At 41.2% G+C, this 15995-nt stretch carries 19 protein-coding genes and 2 riboswitches; of the genes, 5 read left to right on the plus strand and 14 right to left on the minus strand.

Annotation, left to right across the window (positions count from 1 at the left end):
- Positions 1-149: 149 nt before the first annotated feature.
- From gcvPB to gcvT, 3 genes are read right to left on the minus strand one after another with little or no spacing between them, the layout of a single operon-like run.
- Positions 150-1607: an aminomethyl-transferring glycine dehydrogenase subunit GcvPB gene (gene gcvPB, locus ACFX4I_RS06905; protein ID WP_230302553.1), complete on the minus strand. Its 1458-nt coding sequence runs from the start codon at positions 1605-1607 to the stop codon at positions 150-152.
- On the minus strand, positions 1600-2946 hold the full coding sequence (gene gcvPA / locus ACFX4I_RS06910; protein WP_377419777.1) for an aminomethyl-transferring glycine dehydrogenase subunit GcvPA: 1347 nt from the start codon (positions 2944-2946) through the stop codon (positions 1600-1602). The genes gcvPB and gcvPA overlap by 8 nt, the downstream gene beginning before the upstream one ends.
- A gap of 17 nt (positions 2947-2963) precedes the next feature.
- Positions 2964-4070: a glycine cleavage system aminomethyltransferase GcvT gene (gcvT, locus tag ACFX4I_RS06915; RefSeq protein ID WP_309518742.1), complete on the minus strand. Its 1107-nt coding sequence runs from the start codon at positions 4068-4070 to the stop codon at positions 2964-2966.
- Between the two features lie 138 nt (positions 4071-4208).
- Positions 4209-4292, minus strand: a riboswitch (glycine riboswitch).
- A 3-nt stretch (positions 4293-4295) separates the two neighbouring features.
- Positions 4296-4383: riboswitch (glycine riboswitch) on the minus strand.
- A gap of 374 nt (positions 4384-4757) precedes the next feature.
- On the opposite strand from gcvT, the gene ACFX4I_RS06920 reads away from it, so the two are divergent.
- Positions 4758-6446 carry a DEAD/DEAH box helicase gene (locus tag ACFX4I_RS06920; RefSeq protein WP_283931913.1) on the plus strand — a complete coding sequence of 563 codons (1689 nt, stop codon included), beginning with the start codon at positions 4758-4760 and terminating at the stop codon, positions 6444-6446.
- Positions 6424-7224 carry a YqhG family protein gene (locus ACFX4I_RS06925; protein WP_377419779.1) on the plus strand — a complete coding sequence of 267 codons (801 nt, stop codon included), beginning with the start codon at positions 6424-6426 and terminating at the stop codon, positions 7222-7224. The genes ACFX4I_RS06920 and ACFX4I_RS06925 overlap by 23 nt, the downstream gene beginning before the upstream one ends.
- 46 nt (positions 7225-7270) lie before the next feature.
- On the opposite strand, the gene ACFX4I_RS06930 is transcribed toward ACFX4I_RS06925, so the two are convergent.
- From ACFX4I_RS06930 to ACFX4I_RS06970, 9 genes are all read right to left on the minus strand, one after another.
- On the minus strand, positions 7271-7456 hold the full coding sequence (locus tag ACFX4I_RS06930) for a YqzE family protein (protein WP_230303016.1): 186 nt from the start codon (positions 7454-7456) through the stop codon (positions 7271-7273).
- Between the two features lie 114 nt (positions 7457-7570).
- The gene (comGG, locus tag ACFX4I_RS06935) at positions 7571-7957 is read right to left on the minus strand and encodes a competence type IV pilus minor pilin ComGG (protein ID WP_283931914.1); all 387 of its coding nucleotides are present in this window, start codon (positions 7955-7957) and stop codon (positions 7571-7573) included.
- Positions 7950-8429 (minus strand): competence type IV pilus minor pilin ComGF, encoded by a 480-nt coding sequence (comGF, locus tag ACFX4I_RS06940; RefSeq protein WP_230303018.1) that lies wholly within the window; start codon positions 8427-8429, stop codon positions 7950-7952. The genes comGG and comGF overlap by 8 nt, the downstream gene beginning before the upstream one ends.
- Positions 8377-8715 (minus strand): hypothetical protein, encoded by a 339-nt coding sequence (locus ACFX4I_RS06945; protein WP_230303019.1) that lies wholly within the window; start codon positions 8713-8715, stop codon positions 8377-8379. The genes comGF and ACFX4I_RS06945 overlap by 53 nt, the downstream gene beginning before the upstream one ends.
- The gene (gene comGD, locus ACFX4I_RS06950; protein ID WP_377419781.1) at positions 8702-9145 is read right to left on the minus strand and encodes a competence type IV pilus minor pilin ComGD; all 444 of its coding nucleotides are present in this window, start codon (positions 9143-9145) and stop codon (positions 8702-8704) included. Before comGD ends, ACFX4I_RS06945 begins: the two co-directional genes overlap by 14 nt.
- Positions 9146-9152: 7 nt before the next feature.
- Positions 9153-9512 carry a competence type IV pilus major pilin ComGC gene (comGC, locus tag ACFX4I_RS06955; protein WP_377419783.1) on the minus strand — a complete coding sequence of 120 codons (360 nt, stop codon included), beginning with the start codon at positions 9510-9512 and terminating at the stop codon, positions 9153-9155.
- Between the two features lie 29 nt (positions 9513-9541).
- Positions 9542-10576: a competence type IV pilus assembly protein ComGB gene (comGB, locus tag ACFX4I_RS06960; RefSeq protein ID WP_283931915.1), complete on the minus strand. Its 1035-nt coding sequence runs from the start codon at positions 10574-10576 to the stop codon at positions 9542-9544.
- On the minus strand, positions 10560-11636 hold the full coding sequence (gene comGA / locus ACFX4I_RS06965; RefSeq protein ID WP_230303042.1) for a competence type IV pilus ATPase ComGA: 1077 nt from the start codon (positions 11634-11636) through the stop codon (positions 10560-10562). Before comGA ends, comGB begins: the two co-directional genes overlap by 17 nt.
- Before the next feature lie 109 nt (positions 11637-11745).
- On the minus strand, positions 11746-12126 hold the full coding sequence (locus ACFX4I_RS06970; protein WP_230303022.1) for a Spx/MgsR family RNA polymerase-binding regulatory protein: 381 nt from the start codon (positions 12124-12126) through the stop codon (positions 11746-11748).
- Between the two features lie 214 nt (positions 12127-12340).
- Here ACFX4I_RS06970 and ACFX4I_RS06975 point away from each other — a divergent pair, with 214 nt between their 5' ends.
- Together ACFX4I_RS06975 and ACFX4I_RS06980 are read left to right on the plus strand one after the other, a co-directional pair.
- The gene (locus tag ACFX4I_RS06975; RefSeq protein ID WP_377419785.1) at positions 12341-13042 is read left to right on the plus strand and encodes a helix-turn-helix transcriptional regulator; all 702 of its coding nucleotides are present in this window, start codon (positions 12341-12343) and stop codon (positions 13040-13042) included.
- Positions 13043-13127: 85 nt separating this feature from the next.
- On the plus strand, positions 13128-13370 hold the full coding sequence (locus ACFX4I_RS06980) for a DUF2626 domain-containing protein (RefSeq protein ID WP_076365317.1): 243 nt from the start codon (positions 13128-13130) through the stop codon (positions 13368-13370).
- 52 nt (positions 13371-13422) lie between these two features.
- Here the strand turns inward: ACFX4I_RS06980 and ACFX4I_RS06985 are convergent, their stop codons facing one another.
- Entirely contained in the window at positions 13423-14523 is a 1101-nt protein-coding gene (locus tag ACFX4I_RS06985) for a class I SAM-dependent methyltransferase (protein WP_377419787.1), read from the minus strand.
- Between the two features lie 400 nt (positions 14524-14923).
- Positions 14924-15550 carry an MBL fold metallo-hydrolase gene (locus ACFX4I_RS06990; protein ID WP_230303025.1) on the minus strand — a complete coding sequence of 209 codons (627 nt, stop codon included), beginning with the start codon at positions 15548-15550 and terminating at the stop codon, positions 14924-14926.
- A 233-nt stretch (positions 15551-15783) separates the two neighbouring features.
- Here ACFX4I_RS06990 and ACFX4I_RS06995 point away from each other — a divergent pair, with 233 nt between their 5' ends.
- A complete protein-coding gene (locus ACFX4I_RS06995; RefSeq protein ID WP_034308396.1) occupies positions 15784-15957 on the plus strand; it encodes a DUF2759 domain-containing protein in 174 nt (57 codons plus the stop codon).
- The last annotated feature ends 38 nt before the right edge of the window (positions 15958-15995 follow it).

Here is a 15995-nt window from a genome sequence, read left to right on the forward strand (position 1 = left end):
ATGGGCTCTTTTAAATTAAAAAGCCTTCATGTGCATCATGCGGGCCTAGGAAAATGAAAGTTAACTGTTGGACTTTAATGAATTCTAATACATAAAACATGAAAAATCCCCGCCGGCAGGCAGGGATTTTTTTCGTGTAAGCTATCAGTCTATGCTTGATAACGCAGAACAGGTTTTCTTGCAGCGAGAGTTTCATCAAGCCGCTTAATAACGGTTGTATGCGGAGCTTCCTGAACGATTTCCGGGGTTTCTTCCGCTTCTTTGGCAATCTGGATCATCGCATCGATGAACGCATCCAGCGTTTCTTTTGACTCGGTTTCAGTCGGTTCTATCATCATTCCTTCTTCCACGTTCAACGGGAAGTAAATGGTTGGGGGATGATACCCGAAATCCAGCAATCTTTTTGCTATATCGAGTGTCCTTACCCCTAATTTCTTTTGCCGGCGTCCGCTTAATACGAATTCATGCTTACAATGACGATTATATGGTAAGTCAAAATAAGGTTCCAATCTACGCATCATATAATTGGCATTGATGACCGCATTCTCGGTGACGGCTTTAAGGCCATCAGGACCCATTGACCGAATGTACGTATATGCCCTCACGTTTATCCCGAAATTACCATAATAAGGTTTTACCCTGCCAATGGATTGCGGACGATCATAATCAAGAACGAATTGCTCACCTTGTTTGACCACAAGCGGTTTAGGCAAGTAAGGAATCAAGTCCGACTTCACCCCTACAGGACCAGAACCCGGGCCGCCGCCGCCATGCGGGCCTGTGAATGTTTTATGGAGATTTAAGTGCACCACATCAAAGCCCATATCACCCGGGCGTGCTTTTGATAGGACTGCATTCAGATTGGCTCCATCATAATAAAGCTTCCCACCTGCGTCATGGACAAGTTGTGCCATTTCCAAAATGTTTTCTTCAAACAATCCCAATGTATTGGGGTTCGTCAGCATCAATGCCGCCGTATCCGGTCCGACAACACGCTTTAAATCTTCAAGGTCGACTAACCCATTTTCATCGGACTTCACTGTAATCGTTTCAAGTCCGGCAACAGTTGCAGAGGCAGGATTCGTACCGTGTGCAGAATCAGGTACAATCACTTTAGTTCGTTCTGTATCGCCATTCGCTTCGTGAAAAGCGCGAATCATCATCAATCCAGTCCATTCACCGTGAGCACCTGCTGCAGGCTGCAATGTCACTTGGTCCATCCCGGTGATTTCCGTTAAGTGTTCCTGCAGATCAAATAATAGTCCCAATGCTCCCTGAACAGTAGCCGGATCCTGATATGGATGAATATGGGCAAAACCGTTGAAGCGTGCCACATTTTCATTTATTTTCGGATTATATTTCATCGTGCATGAACCCAGCGGATAAAAACCCGAATCCACCCCATGATTCCGTTTGGAAAGTGCTGTATAGTGACGCATGATATCCAGTTCGGACACCTCAGGAAGCTCTGCCTCTTCTTCACGGATGTAGCCGGCAGGAAGAATTTCTTCGAGCGGAATAGTTTCAACATCCATTTCTGGCAGACTGTATCCGATTCGACCGGAAGTACTGATTTCAAAAATGAGTGATTGATCTTGATTATTCATGTTGATCCCCCAATTCCTGCGCAAGTGCATCAATTTCTTCTTTTGTTCTAAGTTCAGTTACCGCGACCAGCATATGGTCTTTCAGCTCAGGATAAACCGTTCCTAAATCGAAGCCGCCGATCATCCCTTTTTCAAAAAGGTTTTTATTGATTTCTGAAAACGAAGCAGGCAGTTTAATGACAAATTCATTAAACGAAGGACCGTCAAATATCACTTCCGCCCCTTTTGCCATGATTGCTTTTTTCGCATAATGCGCTTTTTGAATATTTTGCACGGCCATTTCTTTGACACCCTTTTTCCCAAGCGCGGTCATTGCAACAGAAGCTGCCAAGGCATTCAAAGCTTGATTGGAACAAATGTTGGATGTGGCTTTGTCACGGCGGATGTGCTGTTCACGAGCTTGAAGCGTCAGTACAAATCCCCTTTTTCCATTTTCATCCACCGTTTGACCGACGAGTCGGCCCGGAACTTTCCGAACAAGTTTATTAGTAACGGCAAAATATCCACAATGAGGTCCCCCGAATGCCGCTGGAATGCCGAATGGCTGGGCATCCCCCGTTACGATATCTGCACCGAGTGCACCAGGGGATGTCAAAGCTCCCAATGCAAGCGGGTTACTGGAAACGATAAACATGGACTTGACTCCATGAATGATTTCCTCCATTTCTTTCAATGGCTCGATGCGGCCAAAAAAGTTCGGATATTGCACGATCACTCCTGCAATGTCATCATTCGCCAATTCACTTAAAGCAGCTAAGTCCGTCACACCGTCTTTATAAGGAATTTCGACCACTTCCACGCGTTGCCCTTTCGCATATGTCTTCACAACTTCTCTTGATTCAGGATGAACGGTTCCTGAAATGAGAATCTTCTTGCGTCGTGTCTGGCCTGAAGCAAGCATGGCTGCTTCAGCTAGCGCCGTCCCGCCGTCATACATGGAGGAGTTAGCTACATCCATGCCCGTCAATTCACATATCATCGTTTGATATTCAAAGATCGCCTGAAGCTCACCCTGTGAAATTTCAGGCTGATAGGGTGTATAAGCCGTATAAAACTCAGAACGGGATAAAACATGATCGACGATGACCGGTGCGTAATGGTCATAGACACCCGCACCAAGGAAGGAAGCATAGCTTTTAAGGTCCGCATTCTTGGCAGCAAGCCTTGATAATTCTTTCATTAATGCAGGTTCCGATTTAGCAGGCTTGATATCGTATTCTCCTTGAAAACGAACGCTTTCAGGGATATCATTGAAAAGTTCTTGAACAGTAGATACCCCTATCGCTTGCAGCATTTCTTGTTTATCTTGCTCTGTCATGGGTAAATAACGATGTTTCATCTAATGACCATTCCTCTCTATTTACGTGGTTTTTTATAAAAAGGTGTTTGTATGATAACGGCTTTCAAACGTTTGGAACGGATTTCCACTTCGACTTCCGCATCCAGCACCGAAAATTCCTTATCGATAAGTACCAATCCCACGTTTTTCTTCAACGTTGGTGATTGGGTACCGGTCGTGACCTCGCCAATGACTTTATCACCGCTGTAGACCTTATACCCATGACGTGGAATGCCACGGTCAATCATTTCAATTCCCACAAGCTTGCGGGGAGCTCCTTTCTCCTTTTGCTCAGCAAGAACGGCTTTCCCGAAAAAATCCACTTCCTTATCCACTTTTACTGCAAAACCAATACCGGCTTCCATCGGGGTGATGTCCGCTGAAAGCTCCTGCCCATACAGCGGCAGTTTCGCTTCAAAACGCAGGGTATCACGAGCACCTAAACCAATCGGCTGAACCCCCTCTTCCTTTCCGGCTTCCATAATCGCCTTCCAAAGGGCAGGACCATTTTCACTGTCGCTATATATCTCAAAACCATCTTCACCAGTGTATCCAGTACGGGATACCAACGTGGAGATACCGTTGATCAGGACATTTTCCTTGAACTTGAAAAATCCAATTTCACTTAAGTCAGTATTTTCCGATAGTTTTTGTAATATCTTTTCTGCAGATGGTCCTTGAAGTGCCAGCTGTGTATAGTCACTCGATACATTCGTAATTTGGACATCTTCCGTTAAATTAGCTTGCAGCCAATTGAAATCTTTTTCTGTATTCGCTGCATTGACCACGAGCAGATAGTCGTCCTCAGCCCTTTTATACACGATAAGATCATCAACTGTGCCTCCGTTTTCATAACACATGGCGGTATATTGGGCACCGCCCTGTTGCAGCTTTGATATATCATTAGTCAGCATCTTCTGTAAAAAGGAAAGGCTCCCAGGACCCTTAACATCGACTTCCCCCATATGGGAAACATCAAATAACCCCGCTTTTGTACGTACGGCTTCATGTTCGTCCTTTATACCCGAAAATTGGACAGGAAGTTCCCAGCCGCCAAAATCAATCGTTTTACCTCCGTATTCACGATAAACCTCAAATAGTGGTGTTCTTTTTAAATTGGTCAAAAAATGACCCCCTTCAGATTTTTTTAAAATTAATTGGCTTCATTATCAAAAGCTTTTGTCATTACGCATCAGGTATATCCTGATTCATGATGTGAAAAAAGCACAAAAAAGGACAGAGAAAGCCCGTTTGAGCTTTTTCTCTGTCCTGAAACCTGAAAGTTTACCTATGTAATAGGTTTTCCCCTTTGGTGGCCGTCCCAAAACGGGCGGCGCTCTCCAGAGTTGCGTCCAATAAGAGTTCTTTTGCCTGAGAGATTCACTGCTAAGTTTGCTCCTTCGGCGCTACATCCGTAGTCTCTCCCCTTATCTTCACCCGCATATGAATGGTCTACCAATGAAAGGAAGCGAAATAGCCCCAAGCATCGGTAAAACCTTTGAGCATCATGGAAGCATTCTCTGCCAATTCTCCTAAAACTTCAGAAACCGTTTGAGTGATCCCCTTCAGTAATCTTGGATAAATTAGGAGCCTATAGCCCATACTAAGAAAACGCGAACTGCAAAATCGATGTACAAAGATTCTTTGTAGCATTTGGAAATTGGAATTTTCTAAATATACTTATATCCTACCCTAAGAAACTTATCTCTGCAATATCTTTTGAAGAGAAATATTTTTCTTACTTCACATACGAAATGTTCGGGTTTTGACCTTTTATTAAGGAAATTATGATTTAAGAGGGAGTTATTTCTATGAAAATCAATATATCCTTCAATTCTGAATGGAATGACGAGTTTCTGCAAAAAATGGAAAATGACGGTCCATGGGGAAATTGGGAGCTTTATAAGTTGGCGGTTCAAATGGAGGAAAATCTTATCATCCCTGATTTTGAAGGTTTACAGGCGCCCAAGCACCTTCCGCAGTTAACCCCGCTTCCCCATCAATTGGAAGCAGCCAAGCAAGTGGTGGAAAAGATGAATGGAAAGGCCATTTTAGCTGATGAGGTGGGGCTCGGAAAAACAATTGAAGCAGGCTTGATCCTAAAAGAGTATATGATTAGAGGCCTAGTAAAAAAGGTATTGATCCTTGTTCCAGCCTCCCTTGTCACACAATGGGCTTTTGAATTGAATACCAAGTTTCATATTCCGGCAGTCGTTCAGAGAAAAAGTTATGTTTGGGACTCCTGTGATGTTGTCATTTCATCCATTGATACAGCGAAACGCGCTCCACATCGAGATATCATTTTCACTCAGGAATATGACTTCATCATTATTGATGAAGCTCATAAACTTAAAAACAATAAGACGAAGAACTATGAATTCGTCCAAAATCTGAAAAAGAAATTTTGTCTACTCCTGACAGCCACACCGATTCAAAATAAAGTCGAGGAGATTTTTCACCTCGTTTCGTTATTGAAACCGGGCCACTTGGGAAATGCCTCACTCTTTTCGGAAAAGTATAAAGGGAAAGGCCGGAACATCATTGAAGATGAACACCTAAAGGAACTGGTCAATACTGTCATGATTCGAAACCGGCGGGCCGATACTGGCATTGAATGGACAAAACGGCATGTGGAAACCATCACCATTGAATTTTCTCCAACGGAACAGGCATTGTACGATGCTGTTTCCAAATTCAAGCCTATTTCGGATGGATCAAAAGGAAGCGCCTTTTCGGCTCTCACTCTTCAAAGGGAAGCATGCAGCAGCAGAGAGGCGGTCTTTTATACATTAAAGAATATGAAAGAAAAATATGATCAGCCTTCCCCTGACTATTTGGCAAAGCTTGATGATTTATTTTCTAAAGTGAATGAAACAGTTCAGAACTCCAAGGCTGAAAAAGCTTTGGAACTGATCAAGAAAATTGATGACAAAGTGATTATCTTTACCGAATACCGGGCGACTCAGCTATATCTCCAATGGTACCTACAGCAGAATGGAATTTCTTCGGTTCCTTTCCGGGGCGGTTTTAAGCGTGGAAAGAAAGACTGGATGCGAGAATTATTCCAAAAGAATATCCAGGTATTAATTGCAACAGAAGCTGGCGGGGAAGGGATAAACCTTCAGTTTTGCCATCACTTGATTAATTTTGACCTGCCATGGAACCCCATGAGGCTCGAACAGAGAATTGGACGGATTCACCGTCTTGGCCAGGAAGAAGATGTGATGATTTATAACTTTGCCACGAAAAATACAGTAGAAGAACATATTCTGAAGTTACTATACGAAAAAATTAATTTATTCGAAAAAGTAATTGGAGAATTGGATGATATTCTAACCAAACTGGATATTAACAACATTGAAGAATATTTAATCGATGTGGTCGGCGAGTCCAAAACAGAGGGCGAAATGAAAATCAAGATGGATAATTTTTCATCATTAATCCAATTCGCTCAATCAATGAAGGAAGGTGAGGTTCATGCAGCAACAGGAAATTCATGATTTTTTAATAACTTACTTTAAGGCCAACGATTGTGAAATACTGGATAATGCACCAACCCACCTTACAGTCCAATTGACGATTGAAATGGATAAAGAATTAATGAATAGACCCTTTTATTGGCATTATCTAGAAAAAACAGGTGGCGTTCCAAACCCAGCACAGATGACTTTCATTACCGATCCAGAACAAGCTCCATCCGATTTAAAGGGAGAAATGATTCATTTTGGCTCCCCACGCCTTCATCAGATTATTCAATCAACCAAAAAGCTGGCAGGTTATACTAGACTTTTTGAGGATACTCCTCCATCAAAAGGCGGCGGAAATAATCCTTTGTTTCCTTGGCTGACCCTGAATGTGAAAATATCCTATCAATGCGACCGTAAAAAAGATACTTTCATGTCGATCGGATTGAATTTAATCTCGGGTGAAATCATGGAAAGGTTTCACCATCGGGTTTTACCGGTAAAGGTCACCCCAAAAATACCGGATTACTCCTTTACGCTTTCACCTTTGATCATGCCCAAGAGTGGATTGGCAAGACTGGATACATACATCAGGACCAGTTTCGAGGATGATGACCATTCCTGGGCGGAGGAAGCAATGCTGCGCTGGCAGAATGATTTGAATTTATTGGAGCATTTTTACAAGGATATGGACGAAAAAAGTGAGAGTTATTATACCGAGAAAGAAGCACTAAAAGCTCAATATGAACCCAACATCAGAATATCCATCATCAACGGAGGATTATTTTACCTTTCAGATAGGGCGTTGGGATAAGTAAAGCACGAAAAGAAACAGATGTCCTAAGTTCGGGACATCTGTTTCACTTTTTGATATTTTTCCTTACGAACATCGACAAAGCAAAAGGGACAATGCCAAACCAATGGGACATACCATGAGTTTTATCCTCTTTTCTGTGACGGCGCTTTTCTTTTCGTTCTTTTTTCGTCAGATTAAAATACTCGACAAGCTGCTGCGTCAAATATTTAATATAAGCATTTGTAGACATATAAAATCATCACCCTATGCAAATTATGCCCGGTTTACGCTCCTTTTATTCCTTCGCTTGGTCCCTGAACACGTGAACCTGTCGCGTCGTTTAAAAGAGTGTTGATTTTACGCATTACACAGCCTGCTTTTCCAACCATTCTTTCACTTTCCCCGCTTCTTTATCGTATTGAATGATGACCCTTCCCACACGGCCATTTTTAGTCGTGGAAGAAAACTCGATAAATACGTAAGGATCTTCTTGTTTCATCAAAGAATACCGCACCACACCATTGGGATATGAAATTTCACCTTGGATGATTTTTGGGATCTCTTCGCCCCACTCTGCCGTCACATCCTTGATGGCTAGATGGACAAGATGGTCGGCCACAAGCGATTCTTCCACTTCTTTATAAAACTTTTTATCAATGATAAACTGGTCTATCATTAGTATCGTGAACATGATGAAAACACTCGCTACAATCATGACCATCGGGAAAACGACTCCTTTTTGATTATTCATCGACTTTCGTAACATTCCTAATGAAAGGGTGAAATCTTCGACTGAAAGTAGTTCCTGCTTTATCCGTTATATTTATAACAATGACACCGCCATCCTTCTCAACCCGGAATTCCGAAATGTTCTGCAAGATGACCTCATGCCCCATTCCATTCACTCGTCTTCGGACCTTATCTTCATATTGTTCAAACGATGATAATTGCTCACCTGAAAGCAAATATAATTTATTTCCCATTACATCCTGAACTTTGGAACTCCGGACCTCCTGCTTCATTTGCATGGTAAAGACCTCCCACTCTTTAGGGTGCAATTTATCAACGGACCCCATCTGGGTGTGAATGATAGAAAAAAGCTGTAGAACAAAAAGGGACGTCGTCATTAAAATCATTAAAGAAAAAAGCATTTCGATCATCGTAAAGCCATCATTTTTTCGCAGCATCACAAATGGATTCCAGATTACCCGATTCATCTTCATAACGTATACACCCTTCAATCATTCCCGGGATATCCCCATGGTCCTTCCAAACCAATTCATAGGATTTTTTTTTATAAATGATTTCCTGACCAACTGCTTGTATCTCCCCATCCATGAACGCCGTCAATCTTTCATATAATAAATGGTGGGCTTCTGTCCTTACGGCAATATCTTTCCGATGCATCAATAACTCTTCAAGAATTGGTAAAATGGCAAGGACCAGGAATATACAAACGGCAAATGCGGCTATCAGCTCAAGGTAGACGTAACCTTTACAATTTCTCAATCCTGAACCTCCCTTTACCGATATTGAGGATCAACTTGTACTTTCCCTTTGAGGTGTCAATCATAATCGTTCCGGCTTTTGAAGCATTTCCATACTGATTAAAATGAAAGCTGAAGCCCAAAGTGCCACTTAAAAACTGTATATCCTCTGGTATGCTTCTCTCAAGAACGACCCCCTCCTTATAAGACGAAACGGTATAAACCTTTTTGGTATTATCAATATGGAGGTAAATCAAGCTCTCATGACTGATGGCATACTGTTGTGCATAGAAAAGATCTTCATGGAATTGAGAAAGGAATAGCCTATTTTCCATTCCTTTAGTGAAGCTAGGATATAGATTAGGACCGATGGAAATCAGAAGTACAAAAATAACGAGGACAATGAGGGTTTCAGATAATGTATACCCCCCATTGGAAGGCCGTATATTCACTTCTCTCCTACTCAACGACCGTTATCTTTCCTTTACTATCCAAACTAAGTTCATCCCCATTAGGACAGGATGTCTGTTTGAGATAGCCTTGACTTTCCAATTCACCGATACTTCCGGGCAGTTTAGCATTGTCGATCTCATAAGCCTGTACCTGTGCTTGGGCCATCTTCACGAATGCTTCACATCCTTTAGACTGGATTGTAGATTGGTTCTTCGTGATATTGGGGATCGTTATAATCAAAAGGATGGATATTACCAGTAAAACAATAAGCATCTCAATTAGTGTAAAACCTCGTTCATTCATCACTTTCTTCAACATATCATCATGCTCCTGAAACCATCTGAATACCAGATGACCTTCGAGCATTTTCACCTCCGGAATACAAAAATGAAATCCTATATACCTTCGAGCAGTGAGAACATCGGCAGCAAAACTGCCAAATAAATGGATACGATCAAAAGACCTATAAGTGAAAACATAAGAGGCTGAATGATTTTCAATATTGCATTCATTCTCTCTTCAATTTTCTCCAGTAAAAAACGACTGTAATGAAGCAGCTCCGCATCAAGTCTGCCGTATTTTTGACCATTTGCAGCGACCACCGGTAAATTCACATCAAAATATGGGAGCTCCCGAAAAATCATTTCAAGTGATCTGCCCTCGATCAGATCATCCTTAATGATATTGCATAGTTTTTGGTAAAAAGGCTGCTGTTGATTTATCGAGAATAATTTGATGCTATCGTTTATCGATAGCCCTCCGGAAAGTAAGCCACTGAATTGGCTAGCAAAAAAATAAGTTTCGTATAATTTGATGAAGGTCCCGAATATCGGAATTCCCATCAAAATCCTTCGCTGCCTTAATGGGCACAATCCGTTAAACCAAAATCGTTTGAGTACATACAAGATTAGGAGCAATCCGAGTAAAAAGAAGGGGAGTGCTGGAAGAATGAATGTGGATGCTGACATTAATTTTAAGAGAGTATGCTGATCGACATCCATCGTGAAATAGATTGTCTGGAATTTGGGAAGGAGAACACTCTGAAGAATATAAAAAACGATGCTTACAAAAAAGACTAAGAATACGGGATACATCATTAACTTTTTTACTTTATCCATATCCTCGGTTCTTTTCTTCCAATATCGCCCTCCTTCTTTCAACGCCCGTTCCAGGTCGCCATACTGTTCTCCATAAAATATATAACTTACAAGCTGCGGATGAAAATCAAGATGGGTCAGCACCATGTGCAACGGGTAACCGTTCCTTAAATCGGCTTTAGCCTGAGTGAAGTCTTCCGCTTTCTTCTTTGATTCCTGAAACTCAAGAAAATGTAAAGCGTCCGCCAAAGGATAACCATGAATCAATAATTCACCTAGCTTCGAAATAAAGACCGCCTGTTCTTTTACCTTCCATTTACTTTTTGGTTTCATCGTATACCAGCCGTTCATATTCCTCGGAATCCACATAACCCATCACAACCGCTTTTCCGATTTCATCCTTCAATTGGCGGTAGCTGACCGTTGCCTTTCCTTTTTCATCTCCCATTATCCGGAGAACCTCAGCCAGGCTTTTTCCATATAGCAATTCATAAACACTTGCCCTTTTATTCCTGGCAGTCATTTTGCAAGCTAAAGCACAGTCCCCTTTACATGGAAGACATCGCAATTCAACCAGCCGCTGTGCTGTCACGCCAATCAAACTCTGTTCAACTTCAAGCAAGCTGACGCCAAATTCCAGTAACCTGGAGATGGCGCCCTTGGCGTCCCTTGTATGCATGGTTGTCAGTATCAAATGACCGGTCAATGCAGCACGCACTGCGATTTTAGCGGTTTCTGCATCTCTGACTTCCCCTACCATAATCACGTCAGGGTCATGCCTCAGTACAGCTTTTAGACCGACAGAATACGTAATGCCCGCCTTTTCATTGATTTGGACTTGCAATACCTTTTCGGATACATTTTCAATGGGATCTTCAAGTGTAATAATATTTCGATTGATCATCTCATGGGCATGGTGAAGCAGGGAATATAGTGTCGTGGTTTTTCCACTGCCGGTCGGACCGGTAAATATGAGCATGCCATGGGAATGCTTCAGGAGTGCAATCAATTTTTGAACGGTGCTTGGAAATAAGGATAACTGTTCTAGAGGAAGGATATTCTGTTGGGGTATTAAGCGGATGACCAAACTTTCGAGATGGGCGGTGGGTAAAGTGGAAAGGCGGAGTCCGACCACCTGGTTAGCCAAATTGATGGTGATGGCACCACTCTGTGGCCTCCTTTTCTCCCCTATATCCATCGAGGCAAGGAACTTCAAATGGGCGATCAGCCTCTCAGCTTCAAAGAATGATAGTGTTTCCTTTGGAACAAGCTTATTGTCTATCCTGAATTGGATGAGAGGTCCCTCCCTGCGAAAAAAAATGTGGATATCCGATGCCGATTCCTGTACAGCACGGGTCAGTATTTTTTCTGCGGTCTTTTCAATCGATATCAATTCATTCATCACCTCCTATGTTTCTTGTTGTATGGATTCGACAATCCACGACAAATTCCTGCTTCAGAAAAAAAAAAAAAAAATTCCCGAAAAAACTTCGAGAATCATCTCACATGCTCATTTTTAAATCAAGCCTTCGGGAAACCAAATTTCTTAATGCGTCTACATTATGACCAATCACCAGTTTTTGCCCGTCTATGAGAATGGGCCTTCTTAATAACTTCGGTTCTTTTGTTAATAATTGGATTACATCAGAAAGCATCATTTCGTCAATATTAACTTGTAAGTCTTTGTATGCTTCACTTCTTGTTGCTAAGACTTCATCAAGCCCTTCCGATGTCAATTCAAGAATTCTTTTTAACTCTGCTACAGTTGGAGTCTCTCTGAATAAATGTCGCTCATCGAAGGAAACTTGATTGGCCCTTAACCATTTTTTTGTTTTGCGGCAAGATGTACAACTTGGATACGAAAAGAAGGTTAACTGTGCCATACTAATCACTCCCCGTTCACATTTTGTATACATTAATAATCTATATAATGATTGTATAACATTTGTACAATTATTGTATATATTTTTGCTTATTAATCCGCTTTATTTGTGAACATTTTTTAAACTAAAGGGTGTTTGCCCTTTCTCTTATTCCATTTTTTTCTGCCTGCATTATAATGGACATAGTTAAACTATGGAATAGCAGGAGGGTGTAATGGAACAAACGTTAAAAATAACAAACGTGTTAGCTGATCCCACCAGATATTATATATATCAGCATATTGTGAACAAGCATGGTGATGTATCGGTACAGCAAATCGCCGATTCTTTTAACATCCACCCAAATGTTGCCCGTCTGCATTTGTCAAAACTTGAGGATATCGATATGTTGACCTCGGATGCCCGAAAGACCGGGAAAGGCGGTCGTCCCAGCAGACTTTACCGATTATCTGATAAAGTCATTCAGCTTCATTTTCCATATAGGAACTATCAGCTGCTTTCAAGGATTGCCATCCAGACGATGATGACATTAGGGGAACAAGGAAAACAGGCATTTTATGAAACGGGAAAAGCATTCGGGGAGGAATTGATCAATCAGCAACTAGCCCTGAATTCGACATCGATCGATCAACTTGGTTTTGGGGAAAAGGTCAACATGCTTAAAAATGCGGCTACCATCGCAGGGTTATCTCCTGAAATACAAGCAAGCGAAGAAGAAAATAAAATATACTTCCGTATCTTCAATTGCCCGTTTAAGGAAGTTGCTGAAGTGGAGCCAAGAACAATCTGCTCCATGCACAACTCATTTTTAGAAGGAATGTTCGAAGCCTTGTTTGAGAATGTCCATATTGTGGAATTAGAAAATATGATGTCCAATTGTGCAGCATGCTCATACCAGGCTTCGGTTCTCACATAGAAACAAAAGGCATCCTTTACATTACCTTACAATTTCATTTATAATTATTTAGAATGTACACGTCTAGACAAAAGGAGGGATTCGGGTGGAACGCATGTTCAGAGTATGTGGATTTTGGACAGGAATTATGGCAATTTTCTTTTATCTTGGCCATATGCATCAAACGTCTTTGCTTTTCTTTGCACAAACGATCTTTTTTGTACTTTTAAGTTATTTGAAATTATCTGAGCGCATGTATATTTATGTTTTCGGCGCCTATCTTACCGTTTTCTTTGCAGGATTTTCATACTGGAGCGTATTTATGATGACTCCGGGTACTGCGCATTAAGAACAAGCAATATTACATAACCCATGAATTTTGATTCATGGGTTTTTACTTGTCACCATTCAGGAAAGATCCTCACATCTTCTGCTAAATTCTTAGATTGAAGCAACACTTTGAAATGTTCACTAAATCCCCCTGGAACGATTAGCCCCCGAATTGCACGATTACGCTTTGCCGTTTTCGAGAATGGATCAGTTCCTTGATGGTCCTTCAATTCCTCTAGTATCCCTGCTTTAAGCAAGAATTCATTTTGGAGAAAAAGTCCCTGATTGGAAAGCTCCTTTCTTTTTCCAATCTCGATTAATGTGTCAAAATGGATATGTGTCGTCAAATCCATATCACCAGGATACATAAGTGCATCTTTAATCATTTGATGCTGATAATAGCCCCTCAAGCTCCCTTGAAGATGAGCTGGCTCCTTCCATTCCCTTTCGGTATAGCCATAATCAATTGTAAGGAGAATACCCGATTCGATACAGGAAACGATTTTCTCATATTCATGGACCATTTTTAGCGGAACTTCGTATCGTTGATTTTCATTTAAGGTGATAGCTCGTTCTGTAAGGTAAGATAGAATGTCAGGGTTGTCCAAAGGTTCCCTCACTTCTATCAAATCGCCTTCTTTTTCAGTGACGAATACCTCTACCAGGGCTCCCTTAAACTTTTCAATGACATGTACAGGCAAGGCGTCGAAAAGTTCATTTGAAAAGACGATTCCATTTACATTCGTGCATTTTTCTAAACTGGCGGCAGAAACAGCCTGTTTGAACATCCCTATTCGTTCTTGCTGAACCTTTCTATGAAATGGACTGCCATCCACAAGGATATAAGTCAGAGAGTCCCATATCTGCGGTTCCATTTCTTTTATGAAAACGAGAATGTCATAAGCCAGCTTACCGTCCCCTGCGCCGACCTCGATGATTCTTGGTGAAACTCCGCACCTTTTTATCAAATAAACGAACCACCTGGCCAGTGATCTCCCAAATGCATCCCCAACATTGCCAGACGTATAAAAATCCCCTCTTGAGCCAATTTTCTCTTTTGCGCGTGCATAGTAGCCTATATTTGGCGTATATAAAACAGCATCCATATAGTCATGATAGGAAATTCTTTTTTGGGGGCTTCCTGCAACCAATTCCTTCAAGTGATTTTCCAACACAATAGCCTCCGTCTCCATGTTCTTCCATCATATTGAAAATTAAACCTTCCTTTTTCTTAATAAAACACATAAATAAGTTTTTTTAGCGACAATCATACACGAAAACAAATTTAAGGTTCACAAAATGTTCAATTTTTCATCTCACAGTTCTTAAGAGTGCCACCATTAAAAAAAATGAAAGTTTACAGCAAATAGTAAAATATGCATCTTACTTCAGAGCAGAATCTGAAGAGTCATCCACACTAGGAAGACCCGAGAAATTTCTTTAAGCCTTTTAACGGTGAGTGTCAAAACGTTTTTTATATTCAGTATAGTTGCGGAAATGACCCATTTCAATATTTTTACATTATAAAATGCTAAAAATAAAACAGGTGCCATATGGCACCTGCAAAAGTCATTATCTCAAAAAGGGATTCGTATTCTTTTCATCCATAATGGTCGTGACAGGCCCATGACCAGGAAAAACGATAGCATCATCAGAAAGTGTCAGCAGCTTCGTTTCAATGCTATTTAACAGCACTGCCTCGCTTCCGCCTATTAAATCGGTTCTGCCAACGCTTCCTTGGAACAAGACGTCCCCTGAAAAGAGGAAACGTTCTTCCTTCACATAATACGAAACGCTCCCTGGTGAGTGTCCGGGAGTTTCGAATACTTCGAAAGTGAATCCTCCAATAGTAAGCTCCTGCTCATTTGCCAGGATGTGATCGGCAGGCTTCATTCGCATCGGATTTTCAGGGAACCAGTTTTGGGAACCATTCAACGCGGGATCAAGCAGCCACTTGGCCTCTTTTTCATGAATATAGGCAGGTATCCCATAATGATCCCGAATAGCATCAAGAGCACCGATATGGTCAAAATGTGCATGTGTCAATAAAATCGCCAAAGGCTTTAAATTTTTTGTTTGTATGTACTGTATGATTTTCTGTGGCTCTTCACCCGGATCGAAAATGATGCAATCCTGTCCATCGGAAACTACATAACAATTCGTTTGCAGCGGGCCTAGAGGAATTTGTTTCCATTTCATTTCCATCAACTCCAATATGATTTTCTATCTTCATCTTACACTAATTAAGCTGCTAATGTTAATCCAGTTTACTCAAGTCATAGAAGTGTCACCTATTAAACCTCGACAAATAATTGAAAAAATATTAAGATATTAACAAATGCAATCTTTTCTACATATTTTTGGTAGTTGCTTTATTCTCTGGGTATATTATTAGGGATTAGGTATTCATTACGTAAAAAGGGGGTTTTGACATGATATTAATGGTTGTTTTCGGACTTGTGGCTATATTAGGAGTAGCAGCTGTGTTTACCTCATTAAAAAAGAGAAACTTCTTAGGATTCATTTTTGCAGCCGGCAGTGCAGTCGTGTTTGGCTGGTTCACTGTCATGACTGTCATCAACAGCGGTTTTCCTGTTGCCCATTGAAGAAAAAAGCTCGCCATCCGGCGAGCTTTTGTTTTAGG

It is taken from the genome of Peribacillus sp. YIM B13472, from assembly GCF_042788005.1.
Taxonomy (GTDB): domain Bacteria; phylum Bacillota; class Bacilli; order Bacillales; family DSM-1321; genus Peribacillus; species Peribacillus simplex_E.